At 55.0% G+C, this 18,806-nt stretch carries 14 protein-coding genes; 3 read left to right on the plus strand and 11 right to left on the minus strand.

Annotation, left to right across the window (positions count from 1 at the left end; genetic code table 11):
* The 10 genes from GOB85_RS14960 to GOB85_RS15005 all read right to left on the minus strand — a co-directional run.
* A partial coding sequence (locus GOB85_RS14960; RefSeq protein ID WP_173578308.1) for a nucleotide-binding protein occupies positions 1-388 on the minus strand: 388 nt, incomplete at its 3' end.
* 11 nt (positions 389-399) lie between these two features.
* On the minus strand, positions 400-1,569 hold the full coding sequence (locus GOB85_RS14965; RefSeq protein ID WP_173578307.1) for a flagellar biosynthesis protein FlhF: 1,170 nt from the start codon (positions 1,567-1,569) through the stop codon (positions 400-402).
* Positions 1,570-1,610: 41 nt separating this feature from the next.
* Positions 1,611-3,764 carry a flagellar biosynthesis protein FlhA gene (gene flhA / locus GOB85_RS14970; RefSeq protein ID WP_173578306.1) on the minus strand — a complete coding sequence of 718 codons (2,154 nt, stop codon included), beginning with the start codon at positions 3,762-3,764 and terminating at the stop codon, positions 1,611-1,613.
* On the minus strand, positions 3,764-5,095 hold the full coding sequence (locus GOB85_RS14975; RefSeq protein ID WP_173578305.1) for a sigma-54-dependent transcriptional regulator: 1,332 nt from the start codon (positions 5,093-5,095) through the stop codon (positions 3,764-3,766). Before GOB85_RS14975 ends, flhA begins: the two co-directional genes overlap by 1 nt.
* Positions 5,096-5,107: 12 nt before the next feature.
* Positions 5,108-5,371 (minus strand): flagellar motor switch protein FliN, encoded by a 264-nt coding sequence (gene fliN / locus GOB85_RS14980; RefSeq protein WP_242011547.1) that lies wholly within the window; start codon positions 5,369-5,371, stop codon positions 5,108-5,110.
* A 37-nt stretch (positions 5,372-5,408) separates the two neighbouring features.
* A complete protein-coding gene (locus GOB85_RS14985) occupies positions 5,409-6,158 on the minus strand; it encodes a hypothetical protein (protein ID WP_173578303.1) in 750 nt (249 codons plus the stop codon).
* Positions 6,155-7,162: a flagellar motor switch protein FliG gene (fliG, locus tag GOB85_RS14990; protein ID WP_173578302.1), complete on the minus strand. Its 1,008-nt coding sequence runs from the start codon at positions 7,160-7,162 to the stop codon at positions 6,155-6,157. Before fliG ends, GOB85_RS14985 begins: the two co-directional genes overlap by 4 nt.
* Positions 7,163-7,164: 2 nt before the next feature.
* Positions 7,165-8,829: a flagellar basal-body MS-ring/collar protein FliF gene (fliF, locus tag GOB85_RS14995; RefSeq protein ID WP_173578301.1), complete on the minus strand. Its 1,665-nt coding sequence runs from the start codon at positions 8,827-8,829 to the stop codon at positions 7,165-7,167.
* Between the two features lie 380 nt (positions 8,830-9,209).
* Complete coding sequence (locus tag GOB85_RS15000) at positions 9,210-10,007, minus strand: flagellar hook assembly protein FlgD (protein ID WP_173578300.1); 798 nt, start codon at positions 10,005-10,007, stop codon at positions 9,210-9,212.
* 13 nt (positions 10,008-10,020) lie between these two features.
* Positions 10,021-12,105, minus strand: a complete 2,085-nt coding sequence (locus GOB85_RS15005) for a hypothetical protein (protein ID WP_173578299.1) — start codon at positions 12,103-12,105, stop codon at positions 10,021-10,023.
* Positions 12,106-12,756: 651 nt separating this feature from the next.
* Between GOB85_RS15005 and GOB85_RS15010 the strand changes: the two genes are divergently transcribed.
* The 3 genes from GOB85_RS15010 (at position 12,757) to GOB85_RS15020 (ending at position 16,951) form a co-directional block, all read left to right on the plus strand.
* Complete coding sequence (locus GOB85_RS15010; RefSeq protein ID WP_173578297.1) at positions 12,757-14,142, plus strand: flagellar hook-basal body complex protein; 1,386 nt, start codon at positions 12,757-12,759, stop codon at positions 14,140-14,142.
* A gap of 158 nt (positions 14,143-14,300) precedes the next feature.
* Entirely contained in the window at positions 14,301-15,857 is a 1,557-nt protein-coding gene (flgK, locus tag GOB85_RS15015; RefSeq protein ID WP_173578296.1) for a flagellar hook-associated protein FlgK, read from the plus strand.
* A 5-nt stretch (positions 15,858-15,862) separates the two neighbouring features.
* Positions 15,863-16,951 (plus strand): flagellin, encoded by a 1,089-nt coding sequence (locus tag GOB85_RS15020; protein WP_173578295.1) that lies wholly within the window; start codon positions 15,863-15,865, stop codon positions 16,949-16,951.
* A gap of 36 nt (positions 16,952-16,987) precedes the next feature.
* On the opposite strand, the gene GOB85_RS15025 is transcribed toward GOB85_RS15020, so the two are convergent.
* Complete coding sequence (locus GOB85_RS15025; RefSeq protein ID WP_173578294.1) at positions 16,988-18,745, minus strand: DEAD/DEAH box helicase; 1,758 nt, start codon at positions 18,743-18,745, stop codon at positions 16,988-16,990.
* Between the last annotated feature and the right edge of the window lie 61 nt (positions 18,746-18,806).

An 18,806-nucleotide genomic window follows, 5' to 3' on the forward strand; every position in this document is an offset into this window, starting at 1 on the left:
TGACTTGAACTCTGCCGCATACCGTTTCCGCGTAACCTTGCCCATAAAACCCGTCCTCGTTCAGGCCAGATGATAGCTTATCGCCCTGTCCGAAAAATGGGGACCACCTCTTAATATCGAATTTATGATTGAGGCCCAACTGGATATCCACGTTTCCGAGACCAAAATCCCCATCAACAACAAGAATCCTGTGCTCCCGGTTTTCACGCAGAAGAGCGTGGGCGAGAGTAAGAGAAAACCATGTCTTGCCAACCCCGCCTTTCCCGGATGCAACGGCTATGATTCCTGGTGACGATTGCTGAGTAGTGACATTATTTTCAGTAAAAAATTCAGTTCGTAGTGCTTTGGCGTAGGGGCGGGGCAAAGATGCAAAGGTGGATTGGGACATGATTGGGGGCCTCACATCGCTGCCAGAGCAGACGGACGAACCGCCTGTCGCGCCAGAGAGGGAATTGAATGACTTGCTGTGCCAGTATCAGATGATCGCAGAGCAGAGTTAAGTCCGGGCATTTTTTTGTCCGGTTTCTGTTGTGTCGCAGATGCCTCATCCTGTTCAGCCACGGCTGGATCTATCGCAGGCGGATCACCCTGATATGCAAGCCGGGATGCCAGCATCCGGGGCGTGAGCCGGACCAGACCACCAGCGGTCGCATTGCTGATGCCAGCTTCAGTCAGCACCAGACCACAGGCGGCTGCCGTGATCACATTGCCGACGCGCCGGGCCTGATCCAGTCTGGTCGCAATCATCATACGCGTTCGCGCTTTACTGAAAATTTCAGCAATATCAGCAGACTCTTCCGTATCGTATCCTGCCGGAAGAGTCAGGCACAGCTGGGCTCGCGTAGCAGAAGTAAGCTCAGTGAGAATCGCCAGTGTGTCCGCAGCATAAGGATCAGCGCTGGCCGTATCTATCAGGACCGGCTGTCCGTTGCGCCGTTGATGCAAAGCGCGTTTTAGCGTGTCTGTGTCATGTGCCGCCAGTAAAGGAATTCCCAGCCGTCGCGTATGCACAGCAAGCTGATCGATCCCACCACCACGTTCACGGTCGGTCGTAATCACAAGCGGCGTGTTGTCCGAAAGCACGAGACGTGTCGCAAGCTTTGCAACAGACAGAGTTTTTCCTGAACCTGGTGGCCCGACAAGAGCAAGTGGTGACTTCCCTAGCGAAAACGAAAAAGAGCCGAAACGCACGAGTTTTGAGATCGCAACAGAAAGAGGTGATGTCGTGAGATCATCAACAAGAACATCGGGAATTCTATGCCAGAGCAACGCATCTCTGAGAGTATCCGATGTGGCGGGATCGACTTCATCCGTCAGAGGAGAGAATCGTGAGACATCCTGATCAATGCCAGTAAAAACAAGCTTCTCGTCAGGTGCGTTTGGGAGTGTTTCGCTGCAGACGGGAGAGGCCTCGGCTAAATCTGGCCCCAAAACATCCGTAGCAGCAATCACCTCGACACCGCTTCCCGTCACGCGTTCAGACAGAATAAGAGCAGATTCACCAAGCGTCGCCCTAACCTGTCTTACGGCATCTTTCATGTTAACACCGGAGAATGTTCTCAGTTTCATGCCGTATCCCGTGACGAAAACGTTATTCTGGAGCTAATTTCTTACTGAATCGTTGCAAGTGTCCGGATGCGCGCACGCGGCGCAATTTCCGCCTGCGCCAGCACAGGCGTTGCCGGTCTCAGACGCTCCATGATAGCCCGGACGGCACCGCGTATATTGCCGCTGACAACGACAACAGGTGCTTCTCCCAGGGCCGATGTCTGATCGAGGGTAGACTTCAGCCGTGAGATAAACTCGTTCAGCTTTGACGGAGCCATGGCAAGCTGACGATCTTCCACTGGTCCAACCATGCTTTCGAGAAAAGTGCTTTCCCAGACAGGTCCAAGCGTGACAATCGGAATGTAGCCACCAGGCCCCGTAAAAGCAGCGCTGATCTGCCTGCAAAGTCTGGTACGAACATGGGCGACAATTTGCGGTATTGCCCGGTAGCCAAGCCCGCAGGCCTCCTGGATGGCTTCGAGTATTGTCGAGAGATCACGTATTGAAATCCGCTCCGCAAGAAGCGCCTGCAAGACGCGTTGTAATGCTCCCAGTGAAATCTGTGATGGTATCAGATCGGATGCCAGTTTCTGCTGATCACGCGGCTGATCATCGAGAAGCTTTTGCGTCTCAGTATAGGTCAGCAAATCTGAAAGATTTTCCCGGACGAGTTCACTCAGATGAGTTACGATAACGCTGGCAGGATCAACTACAGTGTAATTCTGAAATGTTGCTTTTTCCCGAAGACTCATATCAACCCACATGGCCTGAAGACCGAATGCAGGCTCTTTAGTCGCTTCCCCGGGAAGGTCTGGCAGACCTCCCACCGGATTCATGACCAGAAGGCGATTCGGACGTACATCACCCGATCCGACTTCAATCTCCTTGATGCGAACGGAATAATGGTCCGTGCCCAGTTGAAGATTATCCTGAATACGAACGGGCGGCAAAATAAACCCCATCTCGGAAGCAACAGTTTTCCGGAGAATTTTGATCTGTTCTGTAAGCTGAGGCGTTTCCCCGCTGGCAAGAGACAGAAGGCCAAACCCAAGTTCCAGACGAATCATATCAATACGAAGAGAGTCCGTAATCGGAGGTTCCGAATTCGTGGGGATGACTTCCGTAGCCGGGGCGTCTTCGTCTTCTTCAGCGAGAGGATGTTTGTAACGCATCCATGAACCGGCTCCCGCAAGACCGCCGAGCGCAAGAAACGGAAAGGTAGGGAGGCCCGGCATGAGAGCAAGGACGCCAGCGATACCGGCTGCAAGTGCAAGTGGTTTCGAACCACCGCCAAGCTGACGAACAAGCGTAGCATCCGCCGCGCCCTCTGTGCCCCCTTTCGTAACGACTATACCCGCCGCAGTCGACACAAGCAGTGCCGGAATCTGTGATACAAGACCGTCACCAATCGTCAGCGTTGTGAACGCAGATGCCGCTTCGGAAAGAGGCATGCCATGGCGGATCAGACCTATCGTGAGGCCACCGACAATATTAATGGCGGTAATGAGAAGGCTGGCGATCGCATCGCCACGAACGAACTTGGCAGCACCGTCCATGGCTCCGTAAAAACCACTTTCTTCTTCAAGCTCACGGCGTTTGCGGCGGGCAATCCGGTCGGAAATTGATCCGGATGCAAGCTCGGCATCAATCGCCATTTGCTTGCCTGGCATCGCATCCAGAGAGAATCGTGCAGCAACTTCAGCAATTCGTCCTGATCCTTTCGTGATCACCATAAAATTCACGACAAGCAGGATCGAAAACAGGATTCCACCGATAACAACATCGCCTCCCATGAGGAAGCCACCAAAAGCGGCAACGACGTGTCCGGCGGCATACACGCCTTCATTCCCATGACCAAGGATAAGGCGGGTCGTCGCGACTTCGAGAGAAAGCCGAAGAAGTGTGGTCAGAAGAAGGAGAGTCGGAAAAGACGTGAAATCAAGAGGACGTTTCAAAAACAGAGCAACCATCAGAATCAGGACGGAAGACGTGACTGAAAGAGCCAGTCCAACATCGAGAATCATCGTTGGAAGTGGTAAAATCAGAACCGAGAGCAGCGCAGCAACACCCAGTGCCAAGCCAACATCGGTGCCTGGTAAAAAACGTCGCCACCCACCGTTCTTCAGGTTGCGGATATCAAACGTGCGCAGGTTATTAACAAGTTCACTGGTCAGTTTTCGCGAACTGGTAGCTGCAGAATGGTTGGTTTCACTCATCAGGAGACCGTTACGCCATGCGAGGGTGGTGGAATGGCCGCACCCTGTTCAGCGTAATCACGAAGTTTATTTCGTAAGGCCCGAATGGAAATCCCAAGAAGAGAAGCAGCATGTGTACGGTTGCCCTCGGTATGCGAAAGTGTGTCCAGGATAAGCGCCTGTTCAACTTCTTCCATCCGGTGTCCAACCCATGGTGACATCGGGTCGTGGGCAGCAGAAAAATTTCCGGCCGCCGGTGTCGGGGGAAATTCGAACGCATCAACATCGATAACGTCGCCGGGAGCCATCAGAACGGCGCGATGCATGGCATTCTCCAGTTCGCGTACATTCCCGCGCCAGCTATGATTTTCAAGCATGAGGAATGCCTCGGGTGTGATCCGCCGGTCCGATACGCCATTCATTTCGCTATATTGATGCGCAAAATGCCGCGCAAGAAAATCAATGTCGAATGGACGGCTGCGTAAAGGGGGGAGGGCTATTGAGACGACATTAAGCCGAAAGTAGAGATCTTCCCGAAATCGCCCGGCAGCGACCTCTGACGGCAGATCGCGATTTGACGTCGCAACAAGCCTGACATTGACAGGAACAGGTGAATTTCCCCCAAGCCGGTCAATCTCGCGCTCCTGAATGGCGCGAAGAAGTTTCGCTTGCAGGCGAACATCCATTTCACTGATTTCGTCCAGTAAAAGCGTGCCACCGCTGGCTGCTTCAAACCTGCCGATCCTGCGTGCTGTGGCACCGCTGAAAGCACCCCGTTCATGCCCGAATAATTCAGATTCAACCAGTGTCTCAGGCAACGCCGCACAGTTCAGTGCAACAAATGGTCCTTTCGCCCGCTTCGAAGTCTGATGGATATGGCGCGCCATGACTTCTTTGCCTGTTCCTGATTCTCCGGTAATCAGGACCGAAGCATCAGATGCAGCAATCCGGTCGGCTTTTGCCAGAACACTGAGCATGACCGGATCACAGGAAAGAACCGTCTGCGTTTCATTCGAGGCATTCTGGATAAAGGCAGCAATAAGATCCGGATCAGGCGGGAGCGGAATATAATCTTCAGCTCCGTTGGCAATAGCAAGCGCCGCGAGTTCCGGATCTTCCGGTCCACACGCCAGAACAGGCGTTGAAATGCGTTCACGTCGAAGCCCTTCCACCAGCTGTGCGATGGCAGAATCAATGCCACAAATGACAAGTTTATGGTCACCCTGACCGCAGATCCGGATCATTGCCTGATCGACGGACTCAACGTGATCGACCAGTGCACCGCGGGAAAGAACGATACTTGCCGCTTTGCCCAGTTCTCCGGATAATGGGCCGACGATAAGAACGCGCATCAGTGGCTTGCCTCAGTTATTCTTATCGGATTTGATGATTTCTGTCATGGTCACACCCAGACGATTATCATCGACCATCACAACTTCACCACGCGCAATCAGTCTGTTATTGACGTAGATATCAATTGCTTCGCCAACTTTTCGATCAAGTTCAACGACGGCGCCTCGTCCGAGTTTCAGAAGCTGGCTGACCTGCATCGTAGAACGTCCCAGAACAGCACTCACAGTAACCGGGATGTCATACACAGCCTCGAGGCTATGTGTTGCCGCGTCCATCTGGTCAGGAGACGTGGTTTCGAACTGATTCAGGTCGTCAAGTGCGGACTGAGAGGTCATCGGATATGTCCTGTTTCTGAGATGAAGATGCGGCAGAAGAGCGAATGGTCGTCAGCAGAGTTTTGACGGTGTTTTCCAGCCTTCGACTAATTTTCCCGTCCGGCCAGCTCATTGCAAAATCAGAGGAACCAAGGGATGCATCTGTTTCGGGAGAGAGCCATGACGTTTCAAAAAAGCGAGCAAGAATAGTATCATTTCTGGCCAGAACTTCTGTGTCTGGATTGATCCTGAGACTAACAAGGAAATCTCCTGTAAACAGAGGCAATATATCGCGAAGCAACATTCCGGCCTGTAATGTCATCGTGGACTCAGCTATTTGCGGAAATGCCGAAATTACAGCATCCATAAGCGTTTTTGAGACACAACTCGCATACTCTTCCAGATGAGAAGAGATCGTGCCCTGAACAGATGTCAGAGCCTGCTCAATTGTTCGGATACGTGCGCTGTTTTCATTCTCCAGTGTCTGGTTGCATTCGCTTTGCACAGTTTCCCGTGTTTGTCTGGCCGTGAGTTCAACTGCGTTGCTGACAGCTGTGGCCACTGCTGCCTGGAGTTCCTCTTCAGTATATGTCGGAGCTGGAGAAGACGCGGTTGTGTGTTCGCCGTTGTCAGCAGATGCAGCAGTATCTCTGCCCTCTGATGATATTTCCTCAGGTAAAGCATCAAAATCTTCAGCAAAAAGAATCCCGGCTGTATTTGAGTAGGGAATAACGATATCGCTGCTCACGGAATCAGCTCATTACTGCTTGCGGACGGGTTAATATCGATCTCGCCCTGATTGGCGAGTTCCTTGATCACAGCGACGATTTCGGACTGCGCCGCGTCGACATCCTTAAGCCGCACGGGACCCATTGTTTCGATCTCATCCTGCAAAATCTTTCCTGCACGTGAGGTCATGGATGACAGAAAAAGAGTGCGAACGTCTTCGGAGGCTCCTTTGAGAGCCAGCGGAAGCTTTTCACGGTTAATATCACGCATGACTCTCATGATGACATCTTTAGAAAGACGCTTGACGTCCTCAAAAGTGAACATAAGAGCTTTGACGCGTTCAGCATCCTCAAGATTGCGCCGCTCCAGCGCGTTCATGAACTGAACTTCGACACGCCGATCGAAATTATTAAAGACTTCCGCGAGAAGCTCATGACTGTCACGCTTCGACGACCGGGCAAGGCTGGCGATAAACTCGGAACGAAGCGTCGTTTCCAGACTGTCGATGACGTCGCGCTGAACATTTTCCATGTGCAGCATCCGCATCATGACATCTACTGCAAATTCTTCCGGTAAAAGCCCAAGAACCCGCGCCGTATGCGCTGGTTGCAGGCGACTGAGAATGACAGCGACAGTTTGCGGATATTCGTTGCGCAGGTAATTTGCCAGAACGTTCTCCGGAACGTTGCCAAGTTTATCCCACATGGTCCGGCCCGCAGGACCCCGGATTTCCTCCATGATCTGATTTACCCGATCGGGAGGAAGGGCTCTTTTAAGCATCCGTTCCGTCGTTTCGAACGTTCCGATCAGCATGTCGCCGGAAGAAAAAGATTTGGAGAATTCGTTGCAGACCGTCTCGACAGTCTCCGCCGGAATAGTGCCAATTGTTGCCATCGCAGCCGAAATCTCACGGATTTCGGATTCATGCATTGTCGAAAAAAGCTGAGTGCTGTTGTCTTCACCAAGCGCCAGAAGAAGGATAGCCGCTTTTTGCGCGCCTGTTACTCCATGTTTACCAAGCATGTTCAGCCCTCATACTGTGGCGAAAGCCACGATCTGATGATGTTGAGACTCTCTTCCGGGTTACCTGATGCCAGATCGCGTACACGATGGATTGCCGAAGCTTTGAGGCGCCCGTCGATGCCGGAAAGGCTCATGAACTCAGGTTTGTTGCCTCCTGGCCCTTCCAGAGCAAGCGGAGCAACTCCATCGAAGTTCAGTGGTTCATCATCGATTTCCTGGAGAGCCGTGACAGGGCGCTCCGTTTCGTCAGGTAGGGCAGGCACTGCGCTCGTGCCACTTTCTGCTGTTGCAGCAGCCTCTTTTTTCAGGAGGGGCTTTGCAAAGAATGCAAGTGCCAGAAAGATCAGGAGGCCGGGAGCCAGGCTGCGGCCAAGATGAAAGAGGTCGTTCTTATCAACAGGAAGTCCCATCCAGGTAGCATGGGCAGCAGTCACCTCATCACTCTCTGTCGCAAACCGCATCGAGACGACATTGACAGCATCACCGCGTTTTTCATCATAGCCGATCGCCGTTTTGGCCAGTGTCGTGATCCGGTCGAGTTCTGCCTTGTCCAGCGGGGTCCAGACAGGCTTACCATCAGCGCCAGGATGTGTGGTTCCATCTACCATGACAGCCAGGCTGACACGGGATACGCGTGGCTGATCCTGAACGACCGTCCTGACTCGTTTTCCGATTTCGTAATTATTCGTTTCCTCGCGGCGATCGTCCTGACTTCCTCCACGCTGTTGTCCGGCATTGGCATTAGGAAGATTGTTGGCAACGGAGACGTTCTGCTGTCCATCCGTGTTGACGCTCTTGTCTGATGTTGTTTGCTGGGAGCGCAAAACTTGCTGGTCAGGATCGTAACTTTCCTGAGTTTCCTTAACCTGATCAAGATTCATCGTAACGGCGGCTTCAGCCCTGACATGCCCCGCGCCCAAAGTGGGGATGAGCATGGTTTCGACAGCCTGAGCGAGTCTCGTTTCCGTGGCCTGCCGCTGCTCATCAATGCTATGCGCGAGACCTGATGGACCGGATTCATCGCCGGGACGCGCAAGAACATTGCCGTGGTTATCAATAATAGCGATGTTTTGCGGTTTCAGACCGGGAACGGCTGCTGCAATCAGGTTAAGAATGGCCTGGACATTTTCAGAGTCGATTCTTCCGCCCGAAGTAGTGAGCAGAACACTGGCCTGGGCTGCCTGGCTTTCAGTGGAAAACATTTCCCGATGAGGAAGGACAAGGTGAACCCGTGCGCCTCGAACGCCTCGTATCAGCCTGACAGATCGCTCAAGTTCGCCTTCCAGCGCACGCGTTTCGTCAATATTCTGTTCGAACTGTGTTGTCGTCAGCGTGTTGGCATGATCAAATATCTCATAGCCGACCGAGCCCCCCGACGGGAGACCATCCCGTGCAAGCAGAAGGCGCGCAGAAGCGATCTGGTCCCGTGGCACTGATATGGAGTCACCCTGCGGTGAGGCTGAATGCGCAATGTGCGCTTTTTCGAGGTCGTCAGACATCTGGGACGCTTCGTGAAGATCAAGATCCCTGTAAAGCAGCGACATCGGCTGTTGAGAGCCATGTAGCGTCAGTACTGCAAGCATGCCCAGAAGACCGACGCCCACTGCGCCGAGAGCGATCAGGCGGGGAAGTCCAAGTGACCTGAGGCCGGATAAAGTCGCTTTCAATGGGAGCCATCCGATAGAAAAATCGATGGGAGAAACGTTCTGAAATGTCGTGTGAGAAAATATGAATTGGCGGGCACGTCGTTCCGTTTCAGTCTGACCACATCGTGTCTCGTGAAAGTGAAGTCATGCGATTACTTGCCGGTTAATGGCCGGCATTTTTTGCCGGGTGCAGGCGATATTTCCCTCTGGATCGCCATTTTTGGCTCAGCAGGCTTCACGATATGATAAAAGAATCGGGGAGATGCCTGTATTTATGGGCCGGGTCGGTCGGACTCGGTTACCGCAGCCCGGCACCAGCGCCGCCCCGCAGCCGCTTTACATATAAAATGCCGGTTCCCTCTGCCGGCCCGTTCAGGCCGGCAGATCCCTGAGATAATTGTTTATGAAGAACTGGCTGACGATGATGACGACGACGAACTGGAAGAAGACGAGCTGGATGTGTTGTCAGAGAAGGACGTGACATCAGACATGTCGACGCTCGAAGCGCCCATCTGAACGTAAATCGAGCTGCCATTGCGGTCGACGCCTGTCACTGAGCCGGTTACCTGGAACGGCACAGCAGACGTATCGCCGGAACTGTCCATCGTCTCTATGCCAATGTTGTAAGACCCGTCAGCAAGCTGGCTTCCGCTGTCATCTTTGCCATCCCACGTCCACGTATTGGCACCCACAGAGGATGTCAGTTCGGCGGTTTTTACCACGGTACCCGAACTGTTCGTCACGGCAATGGCAAGCGGCTCCGCCGATCCGGTCGTGAAGGATACATTCGCCTGCCCATTCTGGAGTGGCAGAACGCTCGTTGTTGCTGTAGCGGTCTTTCCGACCAGCGACATGTCACTCGATTGCTGACCATCCTGTGTCAGCGAAATAAGAGTTGTAAGATTGGTGTTGGTGTCAACCTGCTGCTGAACTCCTGCAAACTGTGCAAGTTCACTCGTGAATGTGTCGCTGCTCATAGGACTGCTGGGATCCTGATTTTTGAGCTGAGTCGTCAGCAATGTAAGAAATGTATTGAAATTACTGGTCAGAGACGAAAGTGCGCTTGTCCCCGCTGATGACGAATCAGTCGAAGCCGATGACGTCGCCGCACTGTTCGTTGATGCTGCATTCTGAGCAGAGGTCACTGCCGCCGTGAGCAGGCTGGCAGTCGAGGCCGTTGTTGATGTGGCGGTCACCATGATTGTTGATCCTTCAGACTGTTATGTTGACGCTGCCAGAGCGTGACGTGCTGGCTGAGGAGAAATAGGAGGCGTCGTCCGTCCGGGACGTAAGGCCTGCGGTAAGGACAGGAGATGCAGATGTCTGCGCGCCCCGGCTGTCCGGGCTGCCGCCCTGCCCCGAAAAGCCACTGAACTCACCGGAGAACGACCTGGTGCCGGTGCTGCCGTCCGATGATGAGCTAAACTGGGATGAATCCTGACCCGGGGAAGAAAAGCTGCCCGAATTGTCAGAGAGTCCGAAAGATATCTGCGCATTATCAGTCGATACCCCGGCACTTTCCAGCGCATGGACCAACTCGGACCGGTGAGACTGAAGTTCGTTCAGGGTCGTCAGCGCTTCTGTCCCGATATGGATGAGAAGGCCGGACGTATCGCTGTCCCGGTCAATTGTGACATGCACCGGTGTCTGGTCATCGCTCATGGGAACGGTCAGACTTACTGCTGAACTTCCGCCCGCAGCCTGGCTGACTGCAATCGTTGGGATCGTGCCGTCAGCCAGACCACCTGCTGAGGACGTGCTGGCGCCGGTTGCGGCGTCGACATTAAATCCGGTCACCACATCTTGTGGAACAGTGCTTTCCGACACGGTAAACGCAGGAGCGGATACGCTACCCGTAGTCTGAACCTCGTGCCTTTTCTCCGGATAATCGCGTTCCCCACTCTGTTTTTCAGACGACGATGAATCGGCAGATGCAGACTGGTTCGTGTCAGCCACCGTACCATCTTGTGGTGCAGTCTTCGCCGCCTGCATCTGCCCGACAGTCGAGGCTGACGCCTGCGTGCGTCGTGTGGACCGCCCGTTCTCAGTCGTTGTCCCGGCATTTTTGTCGCCATCTGATGCAGGCCCGGATGTCATCGCTGCTGCAGACCCTGCGGTTGTCAGCGTTTGCGACAGCAAAGGCGTCGCCTGAACCGGAGAAACTGAAGCGACCTGAAGGGTATCATCCCCGTTTTCCGCCGCACTTGTTCCGGGCGTGGCCACAGGCTGCGACGTCACCATGTCAGTAGCTATAGCCGGCGAGTTCGTCCGGGCTGCGGAGGTCGCCTGTCCGCCCGATGCATCAGCGACCTGCGGGGCTTCCTTCAGTGCTGTCGCCTGGTTGCTGCCCACCGACGATGAAACCTGCCAGGCCTGTTGCGGCTCAGCCGCTGTCGTAGCTGTCGGACTGACCGCAGACCCGGTCGCGCCAGTCAGCGCCGTTGCTACATTATCGACGCCTGAGGAGGAGCCTGTCGCAGCGTTCGCATCTGTCAGCCCGCTTACCATCAGTGCGGTCTGAGCGACACTCATCGTCCCGCCATTTCCTGTAAGCTGAGATGTTATCGTCCCGGCCGTCGGCGTGGATGCTGCACCGGAAGATGCTCCCTGTGTTGCCGTGGCACTCTGTCCGGCTGCTTGCGGCCAGAGAGTGTCAGAAGTGACCGACGGTGCCCCCTGCAAAGCAGACAGCACCTCATCGTTCGCTTTCCCCCCCGAAGAGGACATCGTGACCGCCTGCTTTGTCACCGTGTCACCAGAAAGTGCTGATCCTGTTCCGCTCGCCACATCCGTCGTCTGAACACCAGCTGTGACGGATGCATTCTGCGTAACATCCTTCTGAACGGTCAAAGCATCTGCCGCAGCAGCCCCGCCGGAGCCAGTCACTGCCGTCACAGACAAGTCCCCGCCAGTTGTATCGGACGCTGTAAACACCGGCACCCGATCTTCCGCGCCCGGCCCGACCATAACCGCAAGACCGGGATCATTCCCCGTCAGGTCCGTCGTCTGGGTGGCGGCAGCAACGGAACCGGAATCCTCAGCCGTGTCTTTTTTCTTTTTGCCGGAAGATGTTTCCCCCGACCCTGATGTCTTTCCACCAGACGCGATCACATCATTGCCCGCCGATTGCCTGGCAGTACCGGCAGCAACCACTTCGGTCTGTGTCACAACCCGGTCAGGGGCTGCTTCGGGAGCGATGTCTGTCTTAGCCGTAACGCTGCTGCCTGCCCCCGAAGAGCCACCGGAACCACCCTTCGTGACATCGGCAGACCCCGCAATCGCGGACAAATCAGACACAGAACCGCTCACTCCCTGGCTTGTACTGGCGGGAGGCAGCGTAGACGAAGTCCCGCTAACTGTTCCCGTCGAAGACTGTACGACAGAGGAATTAACCGGGCGTATATCGCCCGTGCTGCTCACGGAACTGCTTTTCAGAAGAGAGACGACAGTATCAGAGAATGCAGACGAGGTCGTTGTCGCTGCCTTTGAAGCCGTGACGCCCCGGGACCGGTTTCCGGCAGAAGCAGCCGCTCCTTTCCCCCTGGGGCTGTTTCCCGAAGACATCGATGTCAGCACACTCGCCATAACAACTCCCGATCGTTTGGTCCCGATCAGTTATGATGCAAGTTTCGGGCCACAGCACTGTCCGGCTTATTTCAGCCATTCCAGGGCGGCTATCCCATCCTTTGAAGTATAATGACCCAGGTCATTAATTGCCGCGTAGGCACAATATGCCGGGTGATTTTTGTCCATTCGGACTGCTGCCCGGCTTATCCCACCAGCAAAACCCCGGATCCGACATCGCCGACAGTGGCGGAAAACCGCAACGATATCCCGAATGGCAGGAATAAATCACGCCCGGGGCCGCTGTGGCACGGTTCCTGCATCACTCCTTTCATCGTGGCCTGCCGGCGCCCTGTTCCCGGCAGCCGGCTTAAGGAGTGCTTCATGTCGATTTTCAATTCGCTGACGACCGCCACCGCAGGCATCAATGCCCAGTCCACGGCATTCACCAATCTGAGTAATAACATCGCAAACAGCCAGACGGTTGGCTACAAGGCTTCTGAAACCAGCTTTCAGGATTTCGTCTCGAATTCACTCTCAACGCCTTCCACGCAGGCCGTATCTGACGGCGTTGGTGCCGTAACAACCTCGCAGACCCAGCAGCAGGGCACGATTTCAACGAGCACGAATGCCCTCGCGGTTGCTATTTCAGGCAATGGCTTCTTCGATGTTGTCAAGCCATCAGGTCAGGCTACATCCGGAACAGAGGCTTTCGGTGGCCAGCAATATTTTACGCGAAACGGTGACTTTTCCACAGATAAAAACGGTTATCTGGTCAATACATCCGGATATTATCTTGAAGGCTACCAGGCTGATCCAAAAACAGGAACTTTGTCGACATCGCTGACGACTTTACAGGCTTCGGATATCGCTTTCCGTCCGACCGAAACAACAACGCTTACGACGGCCGGGACACTCACTTCCGGCTCTGCGACGTCCAGTGAAGAGACGGTTTACGATTCGGAAGGAAACGCTCATAGCCTGGATGTCAGCTGGTCAACTCCCACGCCAGATCCTTCTACGGGTGGCTGGACGTCAACGGTTTCGTTCGCGCTTCCCTCTACAGAGCCGGCAGCCGGCGCAACAGATTCATCAGGTTATGCATTGCCTGTAATGAGTCTTTCAACCCCGGCGCCAACATACACTGTATCATTCGATTCGAGTGGAAACATTACCTCAGTAACAGACAGTTCAGGACAGGCTGTCGGAACGGGATACAGCGGGTCAGCAGCTTCGCTGCCTGTGGATCTGACGTTTACAAGCGGAACATCAGCAACCCAGAAGACCGATACGTCAACGACGCAGACGGTTAATCTGGATATCGGTAATATCGGAAGCTCAGCCGGAATAACTGTTCCTGTTTCGGGGGCAACGTCCACGCCGGTCACGCTGACAAGCGACAGCGCAACATCCGCAACGTATGAAGGTCTTGCGATGCAGACAGATGGCTCTGTTCTGGCAACCTTCAGTAATGGTGACACTCAGCTTGTCGGAAAAATCGCTCTGTCATCCTTCAATAATGCCGATGGCCTGATGGCGGTAGACGGCCAGGCATATGTTGCGACATCTGACTCGGGATCCGCCAGAACAGGCATGGTTGGCGCAAACGGAACGGGTTCTCTCGAAACATCCTCGACGGAATCTTCCACGACCGATCTGACATCCGACCTCTCCAATCTGATCGTGACACAGGAAGCTTATTCAGCGAACACGAAAGTCGTGACGACCGCCGACACTTTGCTTCAGGCCACCATCGCGATGATCCGGTAACGCTCATTTACATCTTCTTCATCCGGGTAGGGCAGCATGAAAACCATGCGGGAGCCTTGCCCGGATTAATCTGATTGTCAGGCCTGGTCGGGTGCCGGACCCTGACACACTCCGCATCATTGATCGTGACGACGGAGTTTTTGCCGGAGCTGGTGATCATGGATCTGAATTCATCACTGTCGATAGCAACCAGCGGTCTTGAGGGCACGCAATACGCCCTCGGCGTACTGTCACAAAACGTGTCCAACGCCAGCACCACAGGGTATGTTGAAGAGGTCGCCAACCTTAATTCGAAAGATACCACGGGAACCGGCTCAGGCGTGCAGATCGGTCTCACGACCCGAAACGTCAACGACGCCCTCGAAGCCGGTCTTTACACGCAGAATGCAACTGTCGAAGCACTAACGGTGAAAGATAACTCTCTTTCTGCCATCACGGCTTTGCAGGGATCAACGAGCTCGGATTCAGGCTCCAGCGCGACTCTTTCCGACGAACTCGGCAACGTATCGAATGCCCTCACATCCCTCGTGTCAAATCCGACGGATGCCACGGCGCAGGCAACTGTCATATCTGATGCAGAATCACTGACCAGTACTGTCAGCACGCTTTCGTCAGCCTATCAGACGCAACGCCAGAGTGCGGAAGATTCGATCGTGACTGGCGTATCCAGTATTAATACCGATCTCACCACAATCGGATCTATCTCACAGCAAATTATGGCACTCAAGGTGCAGGGTGCCAGCGTAGCTGATCTGGAAAACCAGCGTGCTTCAGTCATGTCAGATCTGTCGTCAAAACTTTCAGTCACATTCACTGAAACATCAAAAGGCGACATGCTGGTTAAAACAGACAACGGGACTCAGTTGCCAACGGAACCGGATGCCAGCTCAGGCATCGAAACACCTTCATCGACATGGCCTCTTTCGACCGAAAGCATCACACTTTCCACAGCATCCGCGTATTCGGCATCGACCAGTTCAACAAACGGTATTCCGGGGATCGATCTGACGATCAACGGAACAGCAACAGATATTACCTCCAGTCTGACCGGAGGCAGCCTCGGTGCAAACATTGATCTCCGGGACAATGTTTATCCAAAGATGCAGGCACAGCTGGACTCATTTTCCTATGCGCTGGCTAACCGGTTTCAGTCCTCGGGACTTGCCCTGTTCACCAGCAGCGCAAACAGCATGACTTTTTCAGGTGGCACGACACTTGCTTCCGATGGCTCAATAGCGACGGCGGACAGCAACACTGTCACAAGCACCAATATTACAGGTCTGTCGAGTACACTTCAGGTCAATCCATCATTTACTGATGACACATCTCTGCTGGCTCCTGATGGCAGCACGACAACTGTCCAGAAAGTGCTTTCAACAGCCTTGGGTTCCGCGTCAGGCGATGTGTCCGGAGATCTGGCCGCTCCCACTTCGTCGGGCAGTATTCAGGTCGGTTACAGCGGCGCCAGCAGCCTGAGCAGTCTGGCAACAACGCTGACCTCCACGCAGGCCGCTGTTGCCGCAACGGCAACCTCTTCTCTGTCCACAGCCACTTCTGTTCAGACGAGCCTCTCGACAAAAGTTTCTAATGTCTCAGGCGTGAATGTGGATAACGAGATGTCAAATATGATCGCTCTTCAGAATGCCTATACCGCAAATGCGAAAGTCGTCACTGTGGTGCAGACAATGTGGACAGCTCTTCTGGATGCGGTGTAATAATCATGAGTACAACAGTTGGCCTCTACGGTGCTTCCGGCACATCTTATGTTCTCCAGCAGGCCGTCAATACTCTGACGGATGAGCAGACAGATCTCGCCGCGCAGACCAGTACCGGAGTCAAATCTCAGTCTTATGCGGGGCTGGGTGATGACAGGGCGCAGGCACTGAGTCTTCAGCCTCAGATCACCGCCGTTTCGACCTGGCAAACCACAGTGTCATCCGCGCAGACCAATCTGTCCGTGACGCAGACGGCACTTACACAGATCTCGTCAATCGCATCGTCATTGCAGACGAGTGTACTATCCCTGTCGGGTAATCTGGGGCAGCAGGAACTGCAGACCATCGCAGCTACCGCGAAATCCGATCTGGCGCAGTTGGGAACTCTCCTGAACACAACGTCCGGCACCGGATACGTTTTTGCCGGTACAGATAGCACAAATCCCCCGGTGACTGATGCGTCAGACCTGGCGACCAGTACGCTCGCAACCGAAACAGCTTCTGCGGTCAGCAGCCTGTCAACCGATGGTGCGGCCGCCGTGTTTCAGCAAGCGACCGTATACGCATCCGATAACAGCTCTTCCACCTCTGTGTTCTCCAGCGCACTGTCTGTCTCAGCGGATTCAGTTTCTACCTCATCACTGGAGAGCAAGGCCGTTGTCGGACCAGACGGGGCCACGTCGACAACGGGTATGGTCGCAACGGAAGGAACCGAAGCAAGTTCGGATACGACAACGGGTTCACCCATCCGGGATCTGATGCGCAACCTGATGATCGTCGCCTCTCTTGGCAGCGCCGATACATCGAGTTCGCAGTTTTCAGATCTTGTTTCAACATTGCAGTCAGCCACAACATCGAACTCATCAGCGCTGACCGCGAAGCAGGGCAGTCTCGGCATCACGCAGAATACGCTGACCTCGCAGGCTTCACTGCTCACTTCAATGAGCACAATGCTGAGTTCGCAGCTCGATGATACGAAATCTGTCGATTACGCAACGCTCTCCACACAGACGACCCAGATCCAGGATCAGCTACAGGCGTCCTACACGCTGATCTCAGACATGAAGAGCATGACCCTGGCCAGTTACATCTGACATAAAAAAGGCCGCGACTTCCGTCGCGGCCTCTGGTCAGCCCCGTTTACGGGACGATGGTTTCCCCGGCGGTCCGGATGGACGCTTCCGGGCAGGTGGCTTTCCCCCCGGAGACCGTCCTCGGGCCGGAGCAGCCTCCTTGCCGGAAGGCGGCTGAGACGGCTCAATACGGATCTCATCCGAATCAGCCCCCGAAGCGCAGGATGTAAAGCGCTCAGCCTTATCCTGTGCAATCTCCACCAGTGTATACTGCGGCGCGATCCTGATCGCGCCGATATCCTGTTTAGTCACGCCACCAAGGCGGCAAAGCAGCGGCACAAGCCATTTCGGGTCAGCCTTGTCAGCACGCCCGACCGAGAGGCGGAACCATGAGCCATTCATGTCCCGGTCACGCGGGGCAGGGCGTTCGCCATCCCCTTTGCGCTCGTAACGGGCTGACGGCTCGCGTGGTCCTCGTGCAGAGGCCGGAGCCGCCGCACCTGGCGTGATGCTCCGGACATTGGACGGCTTCGGCAGATGAGCCTGCCACATCGAAACCAGCGCTTCAGCAAGCTGAGCAGGCGTACGCTCGGTAATCAGACGCTCAACCAGAGCTGCCTGCGCAGGCGTCGTTTCACGATCAAACACCGGCGCGGAAAGAAGCCGCTCAGCATCGGCCGCACGGATCTGATCAGCACTGGGTGAAGAAGACCATGTCGCATCAATGCCAGCCGACTGAAACAGACGGTCTGCCTGACGACGACGTCCTGGCGGGGTAATCAGAACACAGATACCCTTGCGGCCCGCGCGTCCCGTTCGTCCGGACCGGTGCAGCAGCGTTGCCGGACTTCCCGGCAGACTCGCATGAATGACCAGCCCAAGCGTCGGCACATCAATGCCACGCGCCGCAACGTCAGTCGCGACGCAGACACGCGCCTGTCCATTGCGCAGGCTCTCAATCGCCCGGCTACGTTCGTTCTGCCCAAGCTCGCCGGAAATCGCGACCGAAGCGAAACCATGCTCCAGAAGCGCGTTCTGCAACTGACGCACACCATCGCGCGTGTGACAGAACACAATCGAAGCCGGACTTTCGATCAGGCGGAGCGTATTGATGACAGCGCCGACTGTATCGCCCTGGTCCGCCAGAACGGCACGGTATTCGATATCCGTATGAGGCTCATTGCCGCCAAGCGTATCAATCCGCAGCGCATCATGCTGATAGCGCTTCGCGAGGCGTGCGATTTCCTTCGCGATGGTCGCGGAGAACATGAAGCTGCGCCGCGTCTCCGGGGTCGCCTGAAGCAGCGTCTCAAGCTCATCGCGAAACCCGAGATCCAGCATCTCATCGGCTTCATCGAGCACAGCGACCTTCAGCGCCGAGAGATCAAGATTGCCGCGCGAAAGATGGTCGCACAGCCGTCCCGGCGTCCCGACCACAATCTGAGCACCGCCGGCCAGCGCACGCGCCTCCTGCCGGGGCTCCATGCCGCCAACGCAGGAGACAATCCGTGCGCCGGTCTGGGCATACAGCCAGGAAAGCTCATTCTTGACCTGCAACGCCAGTTCGCGCGTCGGCGCAATCACCAGCGCCATCGGTTTCACGGCAGGCAACATCTTCCCATCAGGGTCGAGAAGATCATCCGCCATGGCCAGCCCGAACGCCACGGTCTTTCCGGAGCCCGTTCGGGCAGACACAAGCAGATCCCGCTTGCGGGCAGAATCCGCCAGAACGGCGGCCTGTACAGGAGTGGGGTCGTCATAACCTCGCTCGGCCAGGGCGCGGGCGAGGGTAGGAACGGTGTCCGGAAAAGGCATTGTGATGGGATGTCCATGGAACGAAGTCGGAAGCACGCAATAGAGACTATTGCCGGAAAAT

The sequence above is a fragment of the Acetobacter fallax genome (genome assembly GCF_011516735.1).
GTDB classification, from domain to species: domain Bacteria; phylum Pseudomonadota; class Alphaproteobacteria; order Acetobacterales; family Acetobacteraceae; genus Acetobacter; species Acetobacter fallax.